General features: G+C 67.9%; 23 protein-coding genes. 14 read left to right on the top strand and 9 right to left on the bottom strand.

Annotated features, from left to right (window positions below; all coding sequences use genetic code 11):
- Window positions 1-19: 19 nt before the first annotated feature.
- Window positions 20-1,093 (top strand): glucose 1-dehydrogenase, encoded by a 1,074-nt coding sequence (locus tag AC3ANU_RS07100; protein ID WP_018768698.1) that lies wholly within the window; start codon window positions 20-22, stop codon window positions 1,091-1,093.
- Complete coding sequence (locus AC3ANU_RS07095) at window positions 1,090-2,058, top strand: aldose 1-epimerase family protein (RefSeq protein WP_018768699.1); 969 nt, start codon at window positions 1,090-1,092, stop codon at window positions 2,056-2,058. Before AC3ANU_RS07100 ends, AC3ANU_RS07095 begins: the two co-directional genes overlap by 4 nt.
- Before the next feature lie 121 nt (window positions 2,059-2,179).
- Here AC3ANU_RS07095 and AC3ANU_RS07090 read toward each other — a convergent pair whose 3' ends face one another.
- Window positions 2,180-2,680 carry a MarR family transcriptional regulator gene (locus tag AC3ANU_RS07090; RefSeq protein WP_051081332.1) on the bottom strand — a complete coding sequence of 167 codons (501 nt, stop codon included), beginning with the start codon at window positions 2,678-2,680 and terminating at the stop codon, window positions 2,180-2,182.
- A gap of 84 nt (window positions 2,681-2,764) precedes the next feature.
- Here AC3ANU_RS07090 and AC3ANU_RS07085 point away from each other — a divergent pair, with 84 nt between their 5' ends.
- The 8 genes from AC3ANU_RS07085 (at window position 2,765) to AC3ANU_RS07050 (ending at window position 11,733) form a co-directional block, all read left to right on the top strand.
- On the top strand, window positions 2,765-3,232 hold the full coding sequence (locus AC3ANU_RS07085; protein WP_018768701.1) for a hypothetical protein: 468 nt from the start codon (window positions 2,765-2,767) through the stop codon (window positions 3,230-3,232).
- Entirely contained in the window at window positions 3,229-3,894 is a 666-nt protein-coding gene (locus AC3ANU_RS07080; protein WP_134163994.1) for a gluconate 2-dehydrogenase subunit 3 family protein, read from the top strand. The genes AC3ANU_RS07085 and AC3ANU_RS07080 overlap by 4 nt, the downstream gene beginning before the upstream one ends.
- Complete coding sequence (locus AC3ANU_RS07075) at window positions 3,891-5,546, top strand: GMC family oxidoreductase (protein ID WP_488315744.1); 1,656 nt, start codon at window positions 3,891-3,893, stop codon at window positions 5,544-5,546. Before AC3ANU_RS07080 ends, AC3ANU_RS07075 begins: the two co-directional genes overlap by 4 nt.
- Before the next feature lie 2 nt (window positions 5,547-5,548).
- Window positions 5,549-7,339, top strand: coding sequence for a thiamine pyrophosphate-requiring protein (locus AC3ANU_RS07070; RefSeq protein WP_488315743.1), 1,791 nt, complete (start codon window positions 5,549-5,551; stop codon window positions 7,337-7,339).
- A 3-nt stretch (window positions 7,340-7,342) separates the two neighbouring features.
- Window positions 7,343-8,449 carry an enolase C-terminal domain-like protein gene (locus AC3ANU_RS07065; protein WP_488315742.1) on the top strand — a complete coding sequence of 369 codons (1,107 nt, stop codon included), beginning with the start codon at window positions 7,343-7,345 and terminating at the stop codon, window positions 8,447-8,449.
- A 42-nt stretch (window positions 8,450-8,491) separates the two neighbouring features.
- Window positions 8,492-9,109: a hypothetical protein gene (locus AC3ANU_RS07060; protein WP_488315741.1), complete on the top strand. Its 618-nt coding sequence runs from the start codon at window positions 8,492-8,494 to the stop codon at window positions 9,107-9,109.
- On the top strand, window positions 9,109-9,864 hold the full coding sequence (locus tag AC3ANU_RS07055; protein WP_056392892.1) for a ZIP family metal transporter: 756 nt from the start codon (window positions 9,109-9,111) through the stop codon (window positions 9,862-9,864). The genes AC3ANU_RS07060 and AC3ANU_RS07055 overlap by 1 nt, the downstream gene beginning before the upstream one ends.
- A gap of 63 nt (window positions 9,865-9,927) precedes the next feature.
- The gene (locus AC3ANU_RS07050; protein ID WP_134163999.1) at window positions 9,928-11,733 is read left to right on the top strand and encodes a glycoside hydrolase family 15 protein; all 1,806 of its coding nucleotides are present in this window, start codon (window positions 9,928-9,930) and stop codon (window positions 11,731-11,733) included.
- A 5-nt stretch (window positions 11,734-11,738) separates the two neighbouring features.
- Here AC3ANU_RS07050 and AC3ANU_RS07045 read toward each other — a convergent pair whose 3' ends face one another.
- The 6 genes from AC3ANU_RS07045 to AC3ANU_RS07020 form a co-directional block, all read right to left on the bottom strand.
- Window positions 11,739-14,180, bottom strand: coding sequence for a zinc metalloprotease (locus AC3ANU_RS07045; protein ID WP_488315740.1), 2,442 nt, complete (start codon window positions 14,178-14,180; stop codon window positions 11,739-11,741).
- A 5-nt stretch (window positions 14,181-14,185) separates the two neighbouring features.
- Window positions 14,186-14,857 carry a peptidoglycan-binding protein gene (locus AC3ANU_RS07040; RefSeq protein ID WP_235509847.1) on the bottom strand — a complete coding sequence of 224 codons (672 nt, stop codon included), beginning with the start codon at window positions 14,855-14,857 and terminating at the stop codon, window positions 14,186-14,188.
- Between the two features lie 246 nt (window positions 14,858-15,103).
- Entirely contained in the window at window positions 15,104-15,925 is an 822-nt protein-coding gene (locus tag AC3ANU_RS07035) for an alpha/beta fold hydrolase (protein ID WP_488315739.1), read from the bottom strand.
- Between the two features lie 129 nt (window positions 15,926-16,054).
- Entirely contained in the window at window positions 16,055-16,207 is a 153-nt protein-coding gene (locus AC3ANU_RS07030) for a hypothetical protein (protein ID WP_018768715.1), read from the bottom strand.
- Window positions 16,204-16,482, bottom strand: a complete 279-nt coding sequence (locus AC3ANU_RS07025) for a hypothetical protein (protein ID WP_223992439.1) — start codon at window positions 16,480-16,482, stop codon at window positions 16,204-16,206. Before AC3ANU_RS07025 ends, AC3ANU_RS07030 begins: the two co-directional genes overlap by 4 nt.
- On the bottom strand, window positions 16,479-16,730 hold the full coding sequence (locus AC3ANU_RS07020) for a hypothetical protein (protein WP_223992441.1): 252 nt from the start codon (window positions 16,728-16,730) through the stop codon (window positions 16,479-16,481). Before AC3ANU_RS07020 ends, AC3ANU_RS07025 begins: the two co-directional genes overlap by 4 nt.
- A gap of 418 nt (window positions 16,731-17,148) precedes the next feature.
- On the opposite strand from AC3ANU_RS07020, the gene AC3ANU_RS07015 reads away from it, so the two are divergent.
- The 3 genes from AC3ANU_RS07015 (at window position 17,149) to AC3ANU_RS07005 (ending at window position 18,703) form a co-directional block, all read left to right on the top strand.
- Window positions 17,149-17,427 (top strand): hypothetical protein, encoded by a 279-nt coding sequence (locus AC3ANU_RS07015; RefSeq protein ID WP_134164006.1) that lies wholly within the window; start codon window positions 17,149-17,151, stop codon window positions 17,425-17,427.
- Between the two features lie 86 nt (window positions 17,428-17,513).
- A complete protein-coding gene (locus tag AC3ANU_RS07010) occupies window positions 17,514-18,440 on the top strand; it encodes a multidrug DMT transporter permease (RefSeq protein ID WP_488315738.1) in 927 nt (308 codons plus the stop codon).
- 113 nt (window positions 18,441-18,553) lie between these two features.
- Window positions 18,554-18,703 carry a hypothetical protein gene (locus AC3ANU_RS07005; protein ID WP_488315737.1) on the top strand — a complete coding sequence of 50 codons (150 nt, stop codon included), beginning with the start codon at window positions 18,554-18,556 and terminating at the stop codon, window positions 18,701-18,703.
- A gap of 84 nt (window positions 18,704-18,787) precedes the next feature.
- Here AC3ANU_RS07005 and AC3ANU_RS07000 read toward each other — a convergent pair whose 3' ends face one another.
- Complete coding sequence (locus tag AC3ANU_RS07000) at window positions 18,788-19,159, bottom strand: hypothetical protein (RefSeq protein WP_488315736.1); 372 nt, start codon at window positions 19,157-19,159, stop codon at window positions 18,788-18,790.
- Between the two features lie 146 nt (window positions 19,160-19,305).
- On the opposite strand from AC3ANU_RS07000, the gene AC3ANU_RS06995 reads away from it, so the two are divergent.
- Window positions 19,306-20,040: a hypothetical protein gene (locus AC3ANU_RS06995; RefSeq protein WP_488315735.1), complete on the top strand. Its 735-nt coding sequence runs from the start codon at window positions 19,306-19,308 to the stop codon at window positions 20,038-20,040.
- Between the two features lie 24 nt (window positions 20,041-20,064).
- On the opposite strand, the gene AC3ANU_RS06990 is transcribed toward AC3ANU_RS06995, so the two are convergent.
- Window positions 20,065-20,934 (bottom strand): class II glutamine amidotransferase, encoded by an 870-nt coding sequence (locus AC3ANU_RS06990; protein WP_488315734.1) that lies wholly within the window; start codon window positions 20,932-20,934, stop codon window positions 20,065-20,067.
- Window positions 20,935-20,997: the final 63 nt, after the last annotated feature.

The raw sequence follows: 20,997 nt of genomic DNA, 5'->3' as shown, positions 1-20,997 counted from the left end.
ACGGCTAAAGGGAGACATCATGCGTGCGCTGACAGTGACCCCGGGAGTCAAGGACTCCCTTCACCTGCGCGACATTCCGGAACCGGCAGCGGGTGAAGGACAAGTGCTGGTGGATGCCCTGGCGGTTGGCCTCTGCGGCACCGACGCCGAGATCATCGCGGCAGATTACGGCGAGGCTCCGCCGGGCCAGGACTACCTGGTGCTGGGCCATGAAAACCTGGGCCGGGTGCGGGAAGCTCCGCGGGATTCCGGCCTCGCCGAGGGAGACCTGGTGGTGGGCATTGTCCGCAGGCCCGATCCCGAACCCTGCAAAGCCTGCGCCGCCGGCGAGTGGGACATGTGCCTGAACGGCAAGTACACCGAGCACGGCATCAAAGGCCTGGACGGATTCGCGCGCCAGCAATGGCGCGCCGACCCGCAGTCCATAGTGAAACTGGAGGCGGGGCTGGAAGACGTGGGTGTGCTGCTGGAGCCCACTACCATCGTGGCCAAGGCCTGGGAACAGATCACCAGGATCGGGCAGCGGGCTTTCTTCGACCCTCATATCGCCGTGGTGACCGGAGCCGGACCCGTTGGCTTGCTCGCCGCACTTCTGGGCGTCCAGCAGGGCCTGGAAGTCCACGTCTTCGACATCGTCAAGGACGGGCCCAAGCCGGAGCTGGTCCGGGACCTCGGAGCCATCTACCACAGCGAATCACTGCCGGACTCCGGCCTGAAACCGAACGTCCTGGTTGAGTGCACGGGCGTCACCCCCGTGGTCCTGGACGCACTGCGCTGCCGCGCCCAGGACGCCATCACCTGCCTGACCGGCGTCTCGGGAACCGGGAACCAAACGGAAGTGGATGTCGGCGCCCTCAACCGCGAGGAAGTGCTGATGAACGGCGTGGTCTTCGGCAGTGTCAACGCCAACCGGCGCCACTACGATGCCGGCGCCAAGGCCCTGTCCTCTGCCAACCCCGACTGGCTGCGCCGCCTCATCAGCCGCCGGGTACCCCTCGAAAACTACGCTGAGGCCTTCCATCACAGGCCTGACGACGTCAAGGTTGTGCTGGACCTGCAAAAGTCCCGCGGCGGCAGAGGCGACCAGCGATGATTCCCCGCCGGGAACCAACAGAAGCCACCATCGACCACCGGCACCCGTCCGGGCTCCAGTACGAAATCCGGTACGGCGGGCAAACCGCGCACCTCACGGAGGTTGGCGGGGCATTGCGGGACTACCTGCTGGACGGCCGCACCTTGCTGGACGGGTATGGACCGGATGAGATGTGCACGGGCGCACGCGGTCAGTCGCTCATCCCCTGGCCGAACCGGATCAAGGCCGGCAGCTATGAGTGGGAAGGCCGTCGGCTCCAGCTTGACCTGAGCGAGCCGGACAAAGGCGGGGCCATCCACGGACTGACCCGCTGGCGGAACTGGAATGCCCCGGTTGTGGAGCAGACCGACGAATCCATCTCCTTCGCCTACACCCTGCACGCCTGCCAAGGCTGGCCCTGGGTCCTCGACTGCCGGCTGGACTATCAACTCGGTCCGGACGGATTGACGGTGCGGAGCACGGCGGTGAACCGGAGCGACTCGCCGTGCCCCTACGGGACTGGGGCGCATCCTTACCTCAGCACAGGAACGCTGCGCGCGGGCGCTATCGACACCGCCTTGGTCCAGGTGCCGGGGCGGACGTACCTGCCCGTGGATGAACGCGGCATCCCCACCGGGCACGAGCGTGTGGACGGCACAAAGTACGACCTGCGGGAACTCCAGCAACTTGGTGGCCGGCACATCGACGTGGCCTACACCGACCTTCTCCGCGGCGGGGATGGGCGCGCCCGCGTAAGGCTGCTGCGCCCGGACCGCTCCGGAGGAGTTGAGCTGTGGGTGGACGACACATACCCCTACCTGGAGATCTTCACCGGGGACACCCTCCCCCAACGGGACCGCCGCCGGACCGGGCTGGGCGTGGAGCCCATGACGTGCGCCCCTGACGCCTTCAACTCCGGCGAAGGCCTGATCACCCTGGACCCCGGGCAATCCCACACCGGACAGTGGGGCATCAAGCCAGCCTGAAGGATTCCCTCCGCCGATCCGGGTCCAGCAGAGAAGACATCCCACTTTTGCCAACTATTGCGCAAACGCAAATATTGGGTTTCAATGAAAACATGGCTTGCCGCACCAGGATCCGGTCACGTCACGTACCGGCTCCCAACGTAAAGCGACCGTCGGAGGTACCCTGGCCACCGGCGGCGGCTGCGAAGGCCTCCAGCGCGGCGGCCAGCGCAGGACGCCGGCCCGCAGGCATCCTGGAAATCACCTCTGCGATGGCCTGCCGCCGGTGCTCCAACACGGAGTTGACCAGTTCCTTGCCCTTGCTGGTCAACTCCAACCGGATGTATCGGCGGTCCGCGGGGTCTTCACGGCGCTGCAGCAGGTCAGCCGCTACCAGCCGGTCGCAGATGCGGGTGGCATTGGATGCGTGCACGCCAAGCTCTGCGGCGACGCCGCCGAGGTTTTGTGGTCCGCGGGTATGGATAAGGACCAGCACCCGCAGCTGTGGCGTATTGACGATGTCCTCAACCTCAGCAACAGAGCGGGCCACCACGCGCAGAAGAGTGTCGGCGGCGCCCATCACCGCTTCGACTTCCCGACTTGAAGGTTCAGGGATCAACGCAGATCCGGCAGATGTATCCATGGGCACCAGTTTCCTCTAATGGTTGCTGTCCCGCAAAGTTTGCCAGCTTCCCTCGTCTGTTCGCAGGCGGCCCGAAGGAGAATCATGAAGACGCAACACCCGGCAGATCCGGTCCGCAGCACGGTGAATGGCATCGACCGGCTTGTACGGAATGTGCAGACGGGGAGGTTTGAGCGCTCCCTGTCAGGCCTGACGGCTGCCGGTGCCCTGGTCACGGCGGCGGAAATCTATCTGGAACATGACAAGGCCAGTTTCGGCAACAAGTGGATGTGGGTTCCCGTTGCCTTGGGCCCGCTGGGTGCCGCCGCGGGAGTAGCCGGCGTATTCAGCCGCCGCATGGCCAAGACCGCCCTCCCGCTGGCCAGCGCCGCGATCATTGCCAACGGGCTGCAAGGAACCTGGCTGCACCTGCAGGGCATCCGGCAGAAACCGGGCGGCCTGTCCAACCTGCGCTACAACCTGGAGATGGGTCCGCCGCTGTTCGCGCCGCTGCTGGTCACCCTGGTGGGCGGAATGGGGGTGCTGGCCTCCGTCCTGAGGCGGGAACCATGAGCAGCCTCCCACTGGACATGTCCGACGGCGGCGGCCGCTACCCCGGCTTCAGCACCCGCGCCCAGGCGGGCCATTGGGACCGGGCGACAGCCGCCGTCGTCGAGTCCCGCCTGGGTATGCCGCCGGACGTCCGTTTCTTCACGCCCGCAGAGGAGGCCGCAGCGCGCGCCCTCTTCGACCAGTTACTGGGCCAGCAGGGCGAGCCCCGGGTGCCGGTGGTGAACATGGTGGACGCCCGCCTGGCAGATGAGCAAACCGACGGCTGGCACTATGACAACATGCCGAGGGACGGCGAAGCGTGGCGGGCAACGCTCGCGGCGCTGGACCGTGAAGCGCACTCCCGTGCCGGCTCCACCTTTGCCGGCCTGGATCCAGAGCAGCAGGCCGGGCTCCTGCAGGACATCTGCAATCTGCACCGGGAACTCTGGCACGGCCTGCCGGCGGACCGGGTGTGGAGCCTCTGGACCCGGTACGCTTGCACCGCCTTCTACTCGCATCCCCTGGCCTGGGACGAAATCGGCTTCGCGGGACCGGCCTACCCGCGCGGCTACAAGAACCTGGGTGTGAACCGCCTGGAGCCGTTCGAGGTGCGCGACATCCGCCCCGATGCTGACCCCACCCACGGGCCAACCCACGACGCAGGCCACGGGGCAGACCGGTGAACAGGGTCCGCGAACGCAATGAGTCCGCGTGGCTGCTCCCTTCCGGACCCGGCAGCAACCTTCGGCTGCGGGAGAACATGCGGCGGTACGCCGAAACCGATGAGGTGGACATGGTCATCGTGGGCTGCGGAGCAGGAGGTTCCACGCTGCTGCAGCGCCTGGCACGGGCCGGGTGGCGGGCGGTGGCGTTGGAGGCGGGTCCGTTCTGGGAACCCGAGCAGGACTGGGTCAGCGATGAAGCCGGATCCCACCACCTGTACTGGACCGAACCACGGGTTATTGCCGGGACTGATCCCGTGCCATTGGGGTCAAACAACTCGGGCCGGGGGGTGGGCGGCTCCATGGTCCACTTCGCCGGGTACACGCCACGTTTCCACCCCAGCGATTTCCGGACCTTCACTGCTGATGGGGTGGGCGCCGACTGGCCCCTGGAGTACGCGGAACTGCGGCCGTTCTACGAAGACATCGAAGCGGAACTGCCGGTCGCCGGGGAGCGCTGGCCGTGGGGCGACCCGCACGGCTACCCGCACCGGCCGCATCCTGTGTCCGGCAACGGCGAGCTGTTCCTGCGCGGCGCCAACGCCCGCGGCATCACCGCGAAGGTGGGTCCGGTGGCCATCGCCAACGGCAGGTTCGGCAACCGGCCGCACTGCATCTACCGGGGATTCTGCCTCCAGGGCTGCAAGGTCAACGCCAAGGCATCCCCGCTGATCACGCACGTCCCGGACGCGCTGGCCCACGGCGCCGAAATCCGCCCCGACTCGATGGCCACCCGGATCGGCTTTGACGAACGCAGCGGGCTGGCAGCCGGCGTCGAATATGTCCAGGGCGGTGTCACGAAGTTCCAGCGGGCCCGCCTGGTGGCCGTGGCCGGCTACTCGATCGAAACCCCGCGGCTGCTGCTGAACTCCGCCACGCCGCGCTTCCCGGACGGGATGTGCAACGACTTCGACCAGGTGGGACGGTACCTGATGGTCCAGGGCGCGCCCCAAACCGCCGGACGGTTCCAGGCCGAGGTGCGGATGTGGAAGGCCCCTCCCCCCGAAGTCAGCACGGAGGACTTCTACGAAACGGACCCGGCAAAGCCATACAAGCGGGGATTCTCCATCCAGTGCGTGTCCCCGTTGCCCATTACCTGGGCCGAGCATGTTGCCGCGCAGGGGCACTGGGGCCCGGCGCTGCGCCGCTACATGAGCGACTACCCGCACTGGGCCTGCCTGGGCGCCCTGTGCGAATTCCTCCCCCTGAAGGAGAACCGGGTAACGCTGGCTGACGAGACGGACCGGCACGGCATTCCCGTGGCGCGCTTCAGCTACGGCCAGTGCGACAACGACCGGCAGCTGATGTCCGCAGCACAGCAGGTCATGGAAGAAATCCTGACCGCTGCAGGGGCAGAGGAAGTCATCACCATCAACCGCTATGCCCACTTGGTGGGCGGGGCCCGGATGGCAGCCACCCAGGACGCCGGTGTGGTGGACCGGAACTGCCGCAGTTTCGCGGTACGCAACCTCCTGGTCACGGACGGCAGCGTGCTGCCCACCCAGGGCAGCGCCAACCCCGCCCTGACCATCATGGCGCTGGCGGCCCGCGCCGCCCGCGTCCTGGTCCAAGGCGCCCGCCGCGGCGCCACGATGAGCGCAAAGGAAGACTGATCATGGCAACCACAGTGGCCGACTACCTGCTCGCACGCCTCGGTGAGTGGGGTGTGGACAAGGTCTTCGGTTTCCCCGGAGACGGTATCAACGGCATCCTGGCCGCCTTTGGCAAGGCCGGCAACCAGCCGAAATTCATCCAGGCACGGCACGAGGAGATGGCCGCGTTCGAGGCCGTGGGCTACGCCAAGTTCGGCGGCCGCGTGGCCGTGTGCATGGCCACCTCCGGGCCCGGAGCCATCCATCTGCTCAACGGCCTCTACGACGCCAAGCTGGACCACGTTCCGGTGGTGGCCATCGTGGGACAGACGGCACGCAGCGCCATGGGCGGCTCCTACCAGCAGGAGGTTGACCTGCTGACTCTCTTCAAGGACGTGGCTTCCGACTACGTCCAGATGGTGACCGTCCCCCAGCAGCTGCCCAACGTCATCGACCGCGCCATCCGTATCGCGGAGGCCCAACAGGCACCCACCGCTGTGATCATCCCGGCCGATGTGCAGGAACTCGAGTATGCCGCCCCCACCCACGACTTCAAGATGGTCCCTTCCAGCGTCGGTGTCCGCCGGCCCGACATCCAGCCTGACACCGACTCGATCCGCGGTGCCGCGCAACTCCTGAATGAAGGCTCCAAGGTGGCCATCCTGATCGGACAAGGGGCGCGGGGCGCGGCCGCGGAGGTCCGGGAAGTGGCTGAACTGCTGGGAGCCGGGGTGGCCAAGGCGCTGCTGGGCAAGGACGCCCTGCCCGATGACCTGCCCTACGTCACCGGCTCCATCGGGTTGCTGGGCACCCGCCCCAGTTACGAGATGATGCGGGACTGCGACACCCTGCTCACGGTGGGATCCAGTTTCCCGTACACGCAGTTCCTGCCTGAACCGGGCCAGGCGCGTGGCGTGCAGATCGACGTCGACCCCAAGATGATCGGGCTGCGCTACACCAACGAATTCAACATCGTCTCCGACGCCGCTGCCGCCCTGCGCGCCCTGATTCCGCACCTGGCCCGCAAGCAGGAGCGGTCCTGGCGGGAAAACCTGGAATCGAACATCAGCCGCTGGTGGGAAACCATGCACGACGAAGCCATGGTCAGCGCCAACCCGGTCAACCCCATGCGGCTGTTCGCCGAACTCTCCACCCGGTTGCCGGCGGACGCGATGCTCAGCGCCGATTCCGGCTCCTCAGCCAACTGGTATGCGCGGCAGCTGAAGTTCCGGGAAGGCGTCGGCGGCTCGCTGTCCGGTAACCTGGCCACCATGGGCCCCGGTGTGCCCTACGCCATCGGCGCCAAGTTCGCCTTTCCGGCCCGGCCCGCCATCGCCTTCGCCGGGGACGGCGCCATGCAGATGAACGGGCTGGCGGAGCTCATCACGGTGAAACACTACTGGCGCGAATGGAATGATCCCCGGCTGGTGGTGGCCGTCCTGCACAACAATGACCTGAACCAGGTCACCTGGGAAATGAGGGCCATGGGCGGGGTGCCGGCCTTCCGCGAGTCCCAGGCCCTGCCCGACGTCGACTACGCGGGTTTTGCGGAGAGCCTGGGGTTGCAGGGCATCCACGTTGAGGACCCCGACGACGTGGGGCCGGCCTGGGAGAAGGCCCTCGCCGCGGACCGGCCCACCCTCCTGGACGTCCGCACCGACCCCGATATTCCGCCGATCCCGCCGCACGCCACCTTTGAACAGGCGCGGAAGACTGCGGAGGCCATGGTCAAGGGCGACGACAGCGCCTGGGGCGTGGTGAAGGAAGGGGTCAAGACCAAGATCCAGGAATTCCTGCCGCACAAGGAGGGCTGAACCGTGTCCGCCGCCGCCACCTCGGTCACCGCCATCCGGGCAAGCGCCTTCACGGTTCCAACCGACGCACCCGAAGCGGACGGCACCTACAGCTGGGACTCCACCACCCTGATCCTGGTGGAAGCGGACGGCGGCGGGAAGACCGGGTTGGGCTGGACCTACGCCCCGGTGCCGGCGGCGGCCCTGGTGGAAGGCCTGCTGGCCCCGGCCGTCCAGGGCATTGACGTTTTGGACGTGCCGGCCGCGGCAGCTGCGATGGCGCGGACGGTGCGCAACCCTGGCCGGACCGGCCTGGCATCCTATGCCGTGTCCGCCGTCGACTGTGCCCTGTGGGATCTGAAGGCCCGGCTGCTGGAGGTGCCGCTGCATAAACTCCTGGGCGCTGTCCGGGATTCCGTGGCCGTGTACGGCAGCGGCGGGTTCACCACCTACTCCGACGACCAGCTGCGGGACCAGCTCCAGGGCTGGGCCCAGGGCCAGCACATCCCCCGGGTGAAGATCAAGATCGGCCAGGACGGCGGGACGCACGTCGCGCGGGACCTGGAGCGCATCCGCCAGGCGCGTGCCGCCATCGGGCCCGGCACGGAACTGTTCGTGGACGCCAACGGTGGCTACAGCGCCAAGCAGGCAATCCGGGTGATGCGGGACGCAGCAGATGAGCACGTCACTTGGTTCGAAGAACCCGTCTCCAGCGACGACCTCGCCGGACTGCGGGCGGTGCGCGCCGCCGTCGACGCCGACGTGGCCGCCGGGGAGTACGGAACGGGACTTGTGTACTTCCGGCGCATGTGCAGCGCGGACGCCGTCGACTGCCTCCAGGCCGATGTCAGCAGGTGCGGCGGGATCAGCGAATGGCTGCGCGTGGCCGCCGTCGCTGCCGCCCACGGACTGGAAATCTCAGGCCACTGCGCCCCCCACCTCAGTGCCGCCGTCGCCGCAGCCACCCCTAATTTCCGGCACATGGAATGGTTCCACGACCACGTCCGGATCGAAAACATGCTCTTTGACGGAACGCTTGACCCGGACGGCGGATGGGTATGGCCGTCGGATGTCCCCGGCAACGGGCTGGCCTTCCGCGCTGCCGACGCCCGCCCTTACCGGGTCCAGTAAAAGCAGGTACCCGCCAACCATGACAGGACCGAAAGGAAGCCCATGAGCACCAGCCCAGGCAACGCGAACCCCTCGGGGGCAAAGCCACTTGACCCTGACCCCACAGGCCAGGATCCGAGCGCCGAGGACCCCCGCGGGAGGCAGAAAGCGCTGCTGCAGGCGGTGATCTTCGAGGTCGCACGGGAGACCGAAGGCCGGGGGCTGGCGGATATCCGGGACATGCTGCAGTCAGGTTTCGCGCGCGCCGGCGTGGCGGCACCTACCAATGCATGGCTGGACTCGGTGGCTTCCGCGGCGTTCTATGGAGAGCCGTACATCATCGACCTCCCCGCAGCCCTGGCGGCGGAGGGTGCGGTGCCCGCCCCCAACCAGGAGGTACGGGAGCGGCTGGCCGTACGCCGGGAGCTGCGGCGGGAACAACTGCCGTCGGGGATCTTTCCTCCCGCGTCGGCCTGGGAGTTGGATGAGAACGACGTCACCGGCAGAAGGCCGGAGCCGGGCCCCGATGCCCGGGCCGTGCTGGAAAGCACCCGTGCGGCGCGGCGGATGCTTGCCGTGGCGGCGTCAGGCGCGGCCGCGGGCCTGGCCTTTGCGGCGGTCCGGGCGGCGAGGAACGCACGGCGCTGGAGAAGCGGACGTTCGACGGCGGGTGGTGCCTAATGCCGGCATGGCTGCAGGCATGGATGTGGGGCACCATCGCCGGCGGGGCGCTGGTGGTGGGATGCGCGCTGGCGTGGAAATGGAAGATCCCGCCAAAGGTGGTGTCCTCTGTGATGTCGTTCGGCGCCGGTGTGCTGATTTCTGCGCTGTCGTTTGAGCTCGTGGAGGAGGCCGTCAACGGCGGCGGACTGTGGCCCACCATCGCCGGGTTCGCCAGCGGCGCCCTGGTGTATGTGGCTGCCAATGCCGTGTTGGCCAGCAAGGGCGCGAAGCATCGGAAGCGGTCGGGCGGCAAGCAGCCCTCCGAAAAGGAAAAGCCGGGCAGCGGGACGGCCATCGCCATCGGCGCGCTGCTGGACGGCATCCCGGAATCGGTGGTCCTGGGGGTGGGGCTGGTGACAGCGGGCGCGGTCAGCCCTGCCATGCTGGCCGCCGTCTTCATCTCCAATGTCCCCGAGGGACTGTCCAGCACAGCCGGGATGAAAAGGGCCGGCCGCGGGCCTGGCTACGTGTTCGGCGTGTGGGGCGGCATCGCCGTCCTCTCCGGGCTTGCCGCGCTGGTCGGGTTCCTGGTCCTGCAGAACGCCCCCGGGGAACTGGTCGCCTTCATCACCGCCGTTGCGGCCGGCGCCATCCTGGCGATGCTCGCCGACACAATGATTCCCGAGGCCTTCGAGGAGCATCACCTGCTTACCGGCCTGATCGCCGCCGCGGGATTCCTGGCGGCATTCACCGTGGACCAGGTGGGCGGATAGCTTCCCGGCTTCCCAACTGGCGGGAAGCCGCACCATGTCGGATACGAAACCCCGGAGGAACAGATGGCAAGGATCGAAGACTATGCGATCATCGGTGACCTGCACACGGCTGCATTGGTGGGCCGCAGCGGGTCCATCGACTGGATGTGCATGCCAAACTTCGATTCACCGGCATGCTTCGCGGCCCTGCTGGACTCGCCGGAGGCGGGGCGGTGGCGGCTGGCCCCGGCCGGAGCCGGTGACTGCACCCGGCGGCGCTACCGGCCCGGCACGCTGATCCTGGAGACGGAATGGGACACGGCGGATGGAAGCGTCAGGGTAACGGACTTGATGCCGGTCCGCGATGGTTCCGCTGACGTGGTGCGCATGGTGGAGGGCCTGAAGGGGAGCGTTGCCATGCAGGGCGAACTGTCCCTGCGCTTCGATTACGGCCGGATCGTTCCGTGGGTCCGGCGGACCAGCCACGGCATCAGCGCCATCGCGGGCCCTGACGCCGCCTACCTCAGCACCCCCGCGCCGCTGGAGGGCAAGGACATGCGGACCGTCAGTGAATTCACCGTCAACGCCGGTGACCGCATCCCGTTCGTCCTGCGCTGGGCACACAGTTACAAGCCCGTCCCGGACCAAACCGAGCCGGAGAAGGCGCTGGCCTCCACGCAGGAGTATTGGGAGCAATGGACCGGCCGGAACTCCATGGCTGGCGACTACAAAGACGCGGTGGAACGGTCCCTGATCACCCTCAAGGCACTTACCTTCGCCCCGACCGGAGGCATCGTGGCCGCCGCAACCACCTCATTGCCTGAGAACCCCGGGGGCAGCCGCAACTGGGACTACCGCTTCTGCTGGCTGCGGGACGCCACCCTGACGCTGCAGTCCCTGCTGGCCTGCGGCTACAAGGATGAAGCAGCGGCGTGGCGGGAATGGCTGCTGCGTGCGGTGGCCGGCAACCCCGCGGATTTGCAGATCATGTACGGGCTGGACGGAACACGCCGGCTGCCCGAGGCCGAGCTGCCGTGGCTTGGAGGGTTCGAAGGTTCCAAGCCTGTCCGGACCGGCAACGCCGCGGCCCCGCAGCTGCAGCTGGACGTGTGGGGAGAGGTCCTGGACGGCCTGGCCCTCACCCGGGCCGCGGACCCCGGCACCACGGATGATTCCTGGGATATCCAGGTGGCGTTGATGGAGTTCCTGGAGGGCGCGTGGGACCAGCCGGACAACGGGCTCTGGGAGATGCGGGGGCCCCGGCGCCATTTCACCCATTCCAAGGTCATGGCCTGGGTGGCCGCGGACCGGATGGTCAAGGCCGTCCAGGAATCCGGCCTTCCCGGACCCGGGGGGCGCTGGGCCGCACTGCGCAAGCAGATCCACGACGACGTCATGACGCACGGCTTCGACCAAAAACGCAACACCTTCGTCCAGTCCTACGGCAGCAGCGAACTCGATGCCAGCCTGCTGCTGATCCCCCGCGTCGGGTTCCTTCCCCATGACCATCCCCGCGTCGTGGGCACGGTGGACGCGGTCCAGAAGAACCTGACCGAGGACGGGTTCGTCCTGCGGTACCACCCCGAGGCCAGCAATGACGGGCTGCCTGGCACCGAAGGCGTCTTCCTGGCATGCTCCTTCTGGCTCGCCGACGCGCTGCTGGGCATCGGCCGCCGGGACGAGGCCGTGGACCTGTTTGAACGCCTGCTTTCGCTGCGCAACGACGTGGGCCTGCTCAGTGAGGAATGGGACCCCCGCAACAACCGCCAGCTGGGCAACACGCCCCAGGCATTCAGCCATTTCCCGCTCATCCACTGCGCCCTCCAGCTGCAGCACGGCCCGCACCATAGCAATATGCCGCTGAAGGAAAGGCATGCTGGCCTGAAGTGAACGGCTCAGCCTGCGCTGGAAGTGGGGATTGGTGCGGGGGTCCCCCCTGCGCCGGAATCCACGGTGGGTGCCGGGGTTCCGTAGTCAACGGACGACGTCGGCTGCCCGCCTTCCCCGTCCTGGCCCGCCGGCGCTGTGGCCACCTCAGTCGGAGCCGGGTTGGGGGCGCCGGCCGGGGCCGTCGGCTGGGCCGGGACACTGGGTTCGGTTTGGGAACTGGACGTCGTGGGGCCCGGCGAGGGTCCTGCCGACGCCGGAGATGTCGGCCCGGAGGACGACGTCCCGGAAGTGCCCTTAACAATGGCCGTGATCTGCTCCTTGTAGCCGTTCAACGTGGCCTGGATATCGGAGAGCGGCACGTCCTGAAGATTCCAGCCGTACTCGGCGATCTGCGCCCACAACGCCTCGAGCTGCTGCTTGCTGGCCTGATCCAGCGGCCCGTCCAGGGTCAGGACCAGCTGGCTGGCCAGGGCGTAGGCAAGGCAGTCCAGGCAGTTGTAGTTCGCCGCCGCGGAGAGGTTCTGCGGGACGATGACGTCCGCCTGCCCCACCACCAGGACCACCTGGAATCCGACAGCCACCGCGGCGCAGCCCGTGCAGTTGGCGAACGCGTAAGCCTCGTTGGTGGTGGTGACGGGATTGCCGTCCTCAGCCCACACCAGCGCGAACGCCACGCTGTACGTCACCGAGCCGTCGGTGGTGTTGACCGCGAGCGCCTGGTTTCCGTCGCCCTCCGGGGCGGCGGGCCGGTCGAACGGGAACACCCAGGACGGCGCCGCAGCGGAAGAAGCGCCGCCGCTGGAGGACGCCCCGGTACCAGAGGCATCTGCGGGTACCAGCACCATGCTCAGCTGCGGGTTGTCCCGCGTGGGCTTGGTGGCGCCCGCCGGCCACAGCGCAACGGTCTGCCCGGTTGCTCCCTGCCGGAGCGCCCCGCGCTCACGCTGGGGAAGGATTGCGCGGGTGGCGTCCCCCAGTGTCCCGCGTTCGTAAGCCTGGACCGGACGGTACGTCCCGCCGTCGGGCCACCATGCCCAGGCGAGCCCTGCCAGAAGAGCCGCGACGGCGGCCATGGCAACGGTGCGCTGCACCGCCTTGCCGCGCGTTTTCTGCCACAGCCCGGTCACCAGCTGCCGCAGCAGCCGCACCACGATGTACAGCACGCCCAGCACCGGCACGGCCACCACAACAACCGCCAGTGCCCGCACCGCCGCGCCCAAAATGTCGCCGGACGACAGACTCGCCGCCAGCATTTCCTGCTGCTTGACCGCACTCGCCCAGCCCGTGGCCAGCAGCCGCGGCAGGGAAAGCACCATCATCACCATGCTGAACAGCAGCACCGGAACGGTCACCAGGACCCAGGCGGTGACCACGGCCCGGGCCCAGGGCTTGAGCACCTTGCTTTCAGGGTTGCCCCACCGCCACGGAAGGATCCCCAGGAGGGTGGGCTTGATCCGCTGGAAAAGGTCGGGCACGCCGGTGGCGTCGGCCAGGATGTGGTAGCCGTCGTACTTCACCAGCGGGATCAGCTGGCGGACCATCTGCAGGATCTGCGTGACCACCACCAGCAGCAGCGCATCAAAGCCGGTGGCCCACCACAGTCCCATGATGGCCACTGCCACGATGGCGTTGAAGTACAGGCCGCCCAGGTCCGTGCGGATCCGGCCGCCGCGGCCCAGCCGGTATGAGTCGGTCACGTCCGTGAAGAACGCGGGCCACAGCAGGTACAGCCCGGCGCCCATGGCCCCGGGTGTTGCCCCGCCCTTGCGGGTGGCGGCGGCATGGCCGAATTCGTGGAAGCCGGCGGAGAGGATGGTGACGGCGAGGATCAGCAGCAGGAGGGCGGGCTGGGCAAACGCCTCGTGGGTGGCGGAGCCCAGGCCCTTGACCATGAGCACCCACCAGCAGGCGGCCAGGAACGCCGCGGTCACGGCCACCACGATCAGCGGGTTGAAGAGGACAGCGAACGGGGCCGTGATCCTGCGGGTGCGTTGGGGGTCGGACACGATGTAGCGGAACCGCAGGCCCAGCAGCGGGTTGGCCTTCCTGACTTCGGGCTGGGTGCCGTCGGCGAGCCGGAGCAGGCCCATCGGCAGCAGTTGGGTGTCCATCAGGGTGCGCACGTTGTCCGCGCTGACCAGCCGTCCGGAGCCTTCGCTGACGTGCCGGGCGATGCCCTCAAGGTCCCGCGTCCCGTCGGCGGCCTCCAGCACCAGGTACAGGAGCCTGGTCAGCTGCAGGGTCTGGCCGTCGGCGCGCCGCACCAGGGCGGGCGGTTCGCGGTAGCCGGATCCTTCGGCGGGGCCAAGCAGCTGGACACCGTCGGCCAGGGCTGGAAGGTGGCCGGCCGGCGTCGAGCTGCCTTGGTCCGGCGGGTCCTGGGCAAGGGTGGCGCGTGACGACGGCGGGCCCGCCTCGGGAGGCGGCCCGCCGTGGGTTTGGGTCATCTGCCTTACTGCTGCAGGTCGGACTGCTGATCGGCCGTGGCGTTGGCCTCGCCGTCGATGTGCTGCGAGATGGTGGCGCTCTGGTCCGAGATGGCGTAGGCCTGGCTGTCGATGGAGCCGATGTTCGCGGCCACCGCCGCGTCGATGGGAGCGGCAACGTTGGCGTTGGCGGCCACGGCACCGTTGATGGGTGCCGCGATGGCGGCGTCGGCGTCCAGGTTTACGTCGACGTTCAGAAGGTTGCCGTTCAGGGCGCCCGCTGCATCCGTCAGCCCGCCGGTGCCGGAGGGGACCGTTACCGAACCGGACGTTCCGTCCGTGGTCCCGTCCGTGGTTCCGGTGTCGGTGGTACCCCCGTCCGCCGTGCCATCAGCCTGGCCGATGACGCTGTCCTGCGTGGAGTCCGCATTCGCGTCGGCAGTGATGCCCTGGTCGATGACGGCGTCCTGGCTGGACAGTGCCTGCGCGTCGGAGCCGAAGGAGAGGATGTTGGCCGAGGCTGCTGCGTCGATCGGTGCCGCCACGTTGGCGTTGGCGGCTACGGCCAGGTCGATGGGTGCTGCGGCGTTAATGCCAAGGTCCAGGTCAGCGTTCAGGTCCAGGACTGATGCAACTTCCTTGTCCGGAAGCGCGGTGGCCTGTTCCGACATCAGTTCTTCATCAGTGAGGGGACGCATTTCATTGTCCATGCTTGAGAGACCTCCGGTGCGGCGCGGGTGCTCTGCCCCCAGCGGACAGCCCGCGCCACACAATAGTAAGCATGATTATTAGTTTTGCGAAGGGACAACCTCGACGTTTCCGACGCGCAGGTTCCATTTCGCGGCCCATATATGGCCTGCGCCCGGGAAGATGCGAGTCGAAAATGAACCCGCGCGTCGAAAATGCGCTTGCGCGTCGGGGAGGGAGTGGCCCGGTGCCGGGAACTAAGCCCGGGCGAGCCCCAGGATCCCCGCCGCGGTCCCGGCAGCGCCACCGTGCTGGACGATGTGCGGCTTGCCGGGGATTTCCAGGAAGGTGCCGTTGGGGACCGTCGCGGCCAGCTTCTCGCACCAGTCCCTCGGGGCGATGGGGTCGCGGGAGCCGCGGACCACAAGGACCGGCTGGCTCACCAGGGCCAGCCGCGCGTCCAGGTCGTAGCCCATCATGACGGGCAGCTCGGTCAGGTACCAGCGGAGCCCGGACCGGATGTAGTCGGTGAACACGATGGCATTGCCCAGCGGGCTCTCCTTCAGCCCGTCCAGGCCAAGGGCCAGGGACTGCTCCAGGACGGTCCGGCGGGTCGGATCCACTACCGGGCCCAGCAGCGCCACATGGGACACCAGGTCCGGCCGCTGGACCGCCAGCTCGGTGGCGAACTGGGTGCCCATGGAGTGCCCCACCACCACGGCGCGGGAAACACCCATCTTTTCCAGCACCGCAGCCGTGTGTGCGGCGTAGTGGGCCACGGACAGCTGCCGGTCCGGGGTGGGGGTGCCGCCGAAGCCGGGGAGGTCCACGGCGTAGGTGTCCCCGTGCCGGGCCAGCAGCGCCTGCAGCCGCCGGTAATAGCGGTGCGACATTCCGATGCCGTGCAGCAGCACGAAGACCGGTCGCGGGGAACCCGCAGGGCCGGCAAGGAAGTACACGTGTGAGGTCAGTCCGCCGGCGGCGACAATCCGGGGCGTAAGGCAGGGCCGCATGCCGGGCAGGTGCATCGGGCGGCGCGCGGGTTCAGCGGCGGGTGGTTGGTCGGTTGCGGCGTGCACCGGCAGTCCTTTTCAAGTTCAAATCCATCGAGCGGTTCCTACCCTAAAGTGGCCAGCGCGGCAGGTGCGCTATGGACGGTGACCTGCGTGTCGGCGTCGAAGGTCCGCGGCGTGCCCATGCGCCGGTTCCTAGCTGTTGCCGGTGTGGACAAGGCTGTCCAGGTCCAGCTGCTGGGCAGGCGCGTCGGCCAGGCCGGCGGGCGTGAGGTCAAAATGCTCGACGGCGGCACGGGCTTCGCGGGCGGCAGCGGGGCCGTGCGGGGTATGGGTGTTGTTCATCATGGGTGTGAAATTCCTTGCGTTTCATGCGGAATGGGGGTGTGCGCGGGAAGCGCCGCCACGTGCTCTGCCGTGGTCTCCAGGACCCGGGAATGGCGGCACTGGGAACAGTGGATGGCCACAGCAACTGTTGAGGCGCGGGGGTTCAGGACGGGCGGCGAGTCAACGAACAGGTGGAGGTCCGTGTCGCAGTGGGAGCACCACGGGCGTTTTCCGTGGGGCTGGAGGGTGTGCCTGGGCACGTAGCTGTTGGAGGCCTGGGTGACGAGGACTGTCACACCACGGCCCGGTAGCTGCACAGGATGTAGTCGGCGGCCGCCGGTCCGGTCATGCGCAGGCAGGCGTCGGGGCGGACGCGTCGGCTCATCGCCTCAAAGAAGACGTGCTCGTCCTGCGGCTCCTGCTGGGACAGGTTGCACCAGCTGGTGTAGAGGCCGTACAGGGTGTCGTCGTCAAGGCCGCTCCCGGAGTCGTGGTCCGGGCAGGTGGCTTCGGTGAGGAACTGGTCGAACTGTGATTGCGCCATGGTGGCTCTTTTCAAACAAGGTGCAGTTGTTCGCCGTTCGGCTACAGCGGTTCAAACCCGGAGCCTTGCACAGTGCACCGGGCGGGTTTGCGGGGAGCTGTGAGTGCCCGGCAGGGAAAATCAAACGTGGGGTGGGAGGAGAAGGGGGGACATGTAGTTCTCCTGGGATATGTGTGAGCAGCCGTAGCGGCCATGCAAACTCTGATCCCTTGACTAAAACCATGTCGACAATTTCTCTACACTGTAGACTTTAGGTGTAGACCCAGTAATAAGCAAGCTGGGGGCGGCGTGGCACACGGCAAAGTATGGGCCGATTTCCGGGCCAAAAGGAATGCCGGGAGCGGACCCATCCAGGGCACCCGCGGCTACGAATGCAGCATGTGTGAGCATACGGCCGCACCCGGCTGAAGGGCCAAACATGAGCGCCCCGAATCATCGACAGTTCCTGTCCGAATGCCTTGTCCCCGTCCCCGCAAAGCAGCCGGGCCTCAGCGACGACGAGTTGTACGGGCTGTACCTGAGCTGGTGCCTGCTCAATGCCCGGAAGCCCGGCCCCACCGCGTCGCTGTGGGCAGCCGTACGGCAGGAAGGGTACCTGCAGCAGCACCGCGGCGGCCGGAACGAGTGGCCGGATTTGTGCATGACCGGCCCTGCGGCCGTGGACTACATCCTCGCCAGCCGGCCCAGCCTGCTGTAGCCGGGCAGGCTGTAACAGGGCAAGAGGCACGACGGCGGGTGGCCGCCCGGGTGGGTAGCCGGGTCCGGGTTGGGTAAGGTCTGATCATGATCCAGCAGGCTGCGGCCGTGTCCGCGCTGTCGTCCTACCACTGGCTGGGCATCCCGATTGCCGCGGCCGGCGCCGTCCTGCTTGCCTTGGGAACACTGTTCCAGCACCGTGCCGTGGAAGACCAGCCGGCTGCAGCCGGGCGCGCGGCGGGCAGCATGGGCGGCGGACGCCTGCAGGCCCTGGTCCGGAGGCCGGTGGGGCTGGCCGGGACGGGGATGCTCGGTGCCGCCATCCTCCTCCAGCTCACCAGCCTGCGGTTCTCGCCCCTGATCGTCGTGCAGCCCATCGGCGCCATCGCCCTGGTGGTCACCACCCTGGCAACGGCCCGGATGACCCGCCGGTCCCCCGGGCGGCGGGCCCTCACCGCAGTGGCGTTATGCGTTGGCGGCGTGGGTGTGTTCGTTGCCGTGGCGGCGCTGTCCGCGGAGGACGTGGAGGTCAGCGACCGGCACTTGATCACCATCCTGATCGTGCTCGCCGTGGTCCTGGCCGGTGTTGCCGTGGCCTTCGCCTTGTGGCGCCACAGGTCGGGTGCCGTGGTGTTCACCGCCGGAGCCGGGATCCTCTTCGGGTTCGTCGCGGCCCTGGCCAAGACCGTCATCGCCCGGCTGTTCCAGGGCGACTTCGAGTGGTTGTCGCTGACATGCCTGGCAGGCCTGCTCATCGCCGCCCTGGCCGGCAGCTTCCTGGTCCAGAACGCCCACACAAGGGGAACCCCCGAACTCGTGGTGGCCGGCCTGACCGTCATCGATCCCCTCGTCGCCGTCGCCATCGGCATCACCATCCTGGGCGAGGCGGACGCAGCACCCCCGCTGGCAATCGTCCTGTTCCTCCTGTCCGGGGCCACCGCCGTCGCCGGCGTTTTCCTGCTCGCCACGGTCAAGAAGCCGCCTACGGCGGCGCGTGCGTCCGTTCGTGGTTGAATGACCACTGTGCCCCAGAGCACAGTCAGGACCCATCCGAGCACCAGGAGGACACTATGGCTTGAATCAACGCAAAGTTCGACAAGGAGTACCTCGACAAGGGCATCGACGAATTGGCGAAGGCGCCCGTGGAGGCGCTGAAGGGATTGTCCGAAAGCGACGCGCAGAAGCTCAAAGAGGCGCTGAACATCAAGACCGTCAAGGACCTGGGCACCAACAAGTTCTTCATCTGGGCGCAGTCCGTCGCCAAGCTCGCGGAGTAGCGGGCACCATCCGTCCCTTCGGCAAACACACGAAAGCTCCCGGCGCAGGCCGGGAGCTTTCCTGTCTTTGGGTGCCTACCGCACCTAGCCGGCCTTCACGGCGTCGGCAGCGCCGGCGAAAAGCCGGATACGGACTATCCGGACCACCACTCCCAGCAGAACCAGGCCGATTCCCAGGGCCATGAGGCTCCACACGGGCACGGAATCGGAGTCGATGGTCCGGTAGCACGTGGCCGCGGCCCCTCTGCCGGCCTCTTCCAGGTCAGCCAGTTCTGCGGCGCGGCTGTTGGGAAGCAACGGGCTGCCGCAGAGCGGGCCGGACGGCTGCAACCCGATGACGAAACCAAGGATGTACACGTCGAATCCCGCGGCGACAATCCACAGCCACGTCCGCTGCTGCCAAAAACCCGGTTTGCCGGCAGGAACAGGCTTCGCCCGGGGATCACGCATCTTCATAGGCCGAGCATAATCCGCGCCCGGATAAAGGTGGAGATAAAGGTGCAGGAGCGGCATTCAGCATTTCCCCAGCCTGCGGTCCTACAGTGAACCCTGCCGGTCCAACCCGTCGGGTGGACCCACGCGCACATTTGGAGGAACACATCGTGGTGAAGCCATCAATTCCGTCAATGAGGGCCCGCATCGGCGTCGGAGCGGCAGCAGTCCTGGCCGCCGGTGCCATGGCCGCCGCGGGCGTGGGTGCCGCGTCCGCATCCCCCAGCCCAACATCCGTGTCTGCAACCTCAACCGCTGCATCCAGCGACGTCAAGGCAGCAAAGGGCGCCGGCGGCCTGAAGGCCTTCCTGACCCTGAACGCTGACAGCCCGCAGGCCGCCGGGGACCGTGCGGCGGAAGCGGCCGCGGCGCTGGTCAACCACCCCAAGCTGTTCGCCAAGCTCCCCGCTGCCCTCCAGGCGGACGTGACAGCCCTCAAGGACGCCGCACCTGCGGACCGCGTGAAGGATGCCTACAAGATCAAGACCACCGCCCTGTCCGGCGGGTACGGTGCCGAGATCCAGAAGCGAGCCGAAGCGCTGGAGAAGGCGGCCACCGGCCTGGCCGGCCTGCGCCAGGAGCTGCGCACCGCGTTCAACTCGGACAATCCCGGCGCCGGGCTTCAGAAGGTGGCCGACCAGCTCATCAACCACCCCAAGCTGTTCGCCAAGCTCCCGGCCAACCTCCAGGCGGACCTGACCGCACTCAAGAACGCCGCCCCGGCGGACCTGGATGCCCAGGCGAACAAGATCAAGGACACCGCCATCAACGGCGGCTACGGTGCCAAGGTGCAGAAGATGGCCCAGGCGCTGGCGAAGAAGGCTGCCGCGGCACCGTCCACGTAAGCCGCGCCTTCCGGAGATACACCGTCAGGGCATTTGCGACGCCGCCGCGGACGGTTCCAGGTCGGCGAGCGTGAGCGGGTGGGCCGGTTGGTCCGGGAAGGGGAAGGTGGACGTCACCGCCAGGTCCGGGCCAACATGCACCAGCTCCCCCGGCGCCATGGGACGCCAGCCGGGGTTCTGGTTCATCCGTTTGGTGGCGAAGAGCACGGAGCGGGACTCGGCCAGTTCGGTGCTTCGGGAGTGGATCCGGGGGCTTCTGGCGTCCAGCGGTGCCACCGGAGCGGGTTCAGTTAAGGGGTCGCGTTCCAGCACGTACAGCGGGTGGGTTGCCGGGTAGCGGAGCACCCAGAGGTCGGTGGCCGTCGTGACGATGATGTTCAGGGCCAGGACGGGCAGCTCGGCGGCCACCCAGCCCACCGCCCGGGAGATGCCCTCGGCCACGTCCCCCCCGGCCCTGCGGCTCTCTGCCGTGATGAGGGCGAAGAGCCGCTCACTGTCGGTCTGGCCCTGCACCAGTTCCGCCACGCCGAACTCACGCAGCCGCGCGTCAAGCCGGTCGAGTCCGTGGAAGGCGCCGTTGTGGGCGAACAGCCGGCCGTCCTGCTCGAACGGGTGCGTGTTCACCAGGGTGTGCGCACCTGTGCTGGCGTACCGGACGTGGGCCAGGAAGGTGGTGCTCCGCAGCTCCCTCGCCTCCCGGGCGAAGGCGTGGTCCTCCCATGCGGCGAGCGGCCGTTTGGTGACCCGCGGGCCGCCGTCGGGATCGAACGTGCCGATCCCGGCGCCGTCGGGCTCCTTCCTGCTTTGCTCGGACAGGCTGTCCGGGGCGTCAAGGAGCCAAAAGGTGGCGCGGACGGGCCGGTATCCGGCATGGAGCCCGAACAACCGGCACATGGAGCGCTCCTCCCGGCAACGGGCTAGTGGCGGGATGTGTGATCCATGGCCTGATAGCGGTCG

Source organism: Arthrobacter sp. SDR-2R, assembly GCF_057747955.1.
Note: the sequence above shows the minus strand (reverse complement) of the source record. Positions and strands in the feature narration are given on the sequence as shown.

Excerpts from the sequence above, each read along its gene's own strand:
- AC3ANU_RS07100 (WP_018768698.1), top strand. The coding sequence starts at position 20 with ATGCGTGCGCTGACAGTGACCCCGGGAGTCAAGGACTCCCTTCACCTG.
- AC3ANU_RS07095 (WP_018768699.1), top strand. The coding sequence starts at position 1,090 with ATGATTCCCCGCCGGGAACCAACAGAAGCCACCATCGACCACCGGCAC.
- AC3ANU_RS07090 (WP_051081332.1), bottom strand. The coding sequence starts at position 2,680 with ATGGATACATCTGCCGGATCTGCGTTGATCCCTGAACCTTCAAGTCGG.
- AC3ANU_RS07085 (WP_018768701.1), top strand. The coding sequence starts at position 2,765 with ATGAAGACGCAACACCCGGCAGATCCGGTCCGCAGCACGGTGAATGGC.
- AC3ANU_RS07080 (WP_134163994.1), top strand. The coding sequence starts at position 3,229 with ATGAGCAGCCTCCCACTGGACATGTCCGACGGCGGCGGCCGCTACCCC.
- AC3ANU_RS07070 (WP_488315743.1), top strand. The coding sequence starts at position 5,549 with ATGGCAACCACAGTGGCCGACTACCTGCTCGCACGCCTCGGTGAGTGG.
- AC3ANU_RS07060 (WP_488315741.1), top strand. The coding sequence starts at position 8,492 with ATGAGCACCAGCCCAGGCAACGCGAACCCCTCGGGGGCAAAGCCACTT.
- AC3ANU_RS07055 (WP_056392892.1), top strand. The coding sequence starts at position 9,109 with ATGCCGGCATGGCTGCAGGCATGGATGTGGGGCACCATCGCCGGCGGG.
- AC3ANU_RS07050 (WP_134163999.1), top strand. The coding sequence starts at position 9,928 with ATGGCAAGGATCGAAGACTATGCGATCATCGGTGACCTGCACACGGCT.
- AC3ANU_RS07045 (WP_488315740.1), bottom strand. The coding sequence starts at position 14,180 with ATGACCCAAACCCACGGCGGGCCGCCTCCCGAGGCGGGCCCGCCGTCG.
- AC3ANU_RS07040 (WP_235509847.1), bottom strand. The coding sequence starts at position 14,857 with ATGCGTCCCCTCACTGATGAAGAACTGATGTCGGAACAGGCCACCGCG.
- AC3ANU_RS07030 (WP_018768715.1), bottom strand. The coding sequence starts at position 16,207 with ATGATGAACAACACCCATACCCCGCACGGCCCCGCTGCCGCCCGCGAA.
- AC3ANU_RS07020 (WP_223992441.1), bottom strand. The coding sequence starts at position 16,730 with ATGGCGCAATCACAGTTCGACCAGTTCCTCACCGAAGCCACCTGCCCG.
- AC3ANU_RS07015 (WP_134164006.1), top strand. The coding sequence starts at position 17,149 with ATGAGCGCCCCGAATCATCGACAGTTCCTGTCCGAATGCCTTGTCCCC.
- AC3ANU_RS07010 (WP_488315738.1), top strand. The coding sequence starts at position 17,514 with ATGATCCAGCAGGCTGCGGCCGTGTCCGCGCTGTCGTCCTACCACTGG.
- AC3ANU_RS07000 (WP_488315736.1), bottom strand. The coding sequence starts at position 19,159 with ATGAAGATGCGTGATCCCCGGGCGAAGCCTGTTCCTGCCGGCAAACCG.
- AC3ANU_RS06990 (WP_488315734.1), bottom strand. The coding sequence starts at position 20,934 with ATGTGCCGGTTGTTCGGGCTCCATGCCGGATACCGGCCCGTCCGCGCC.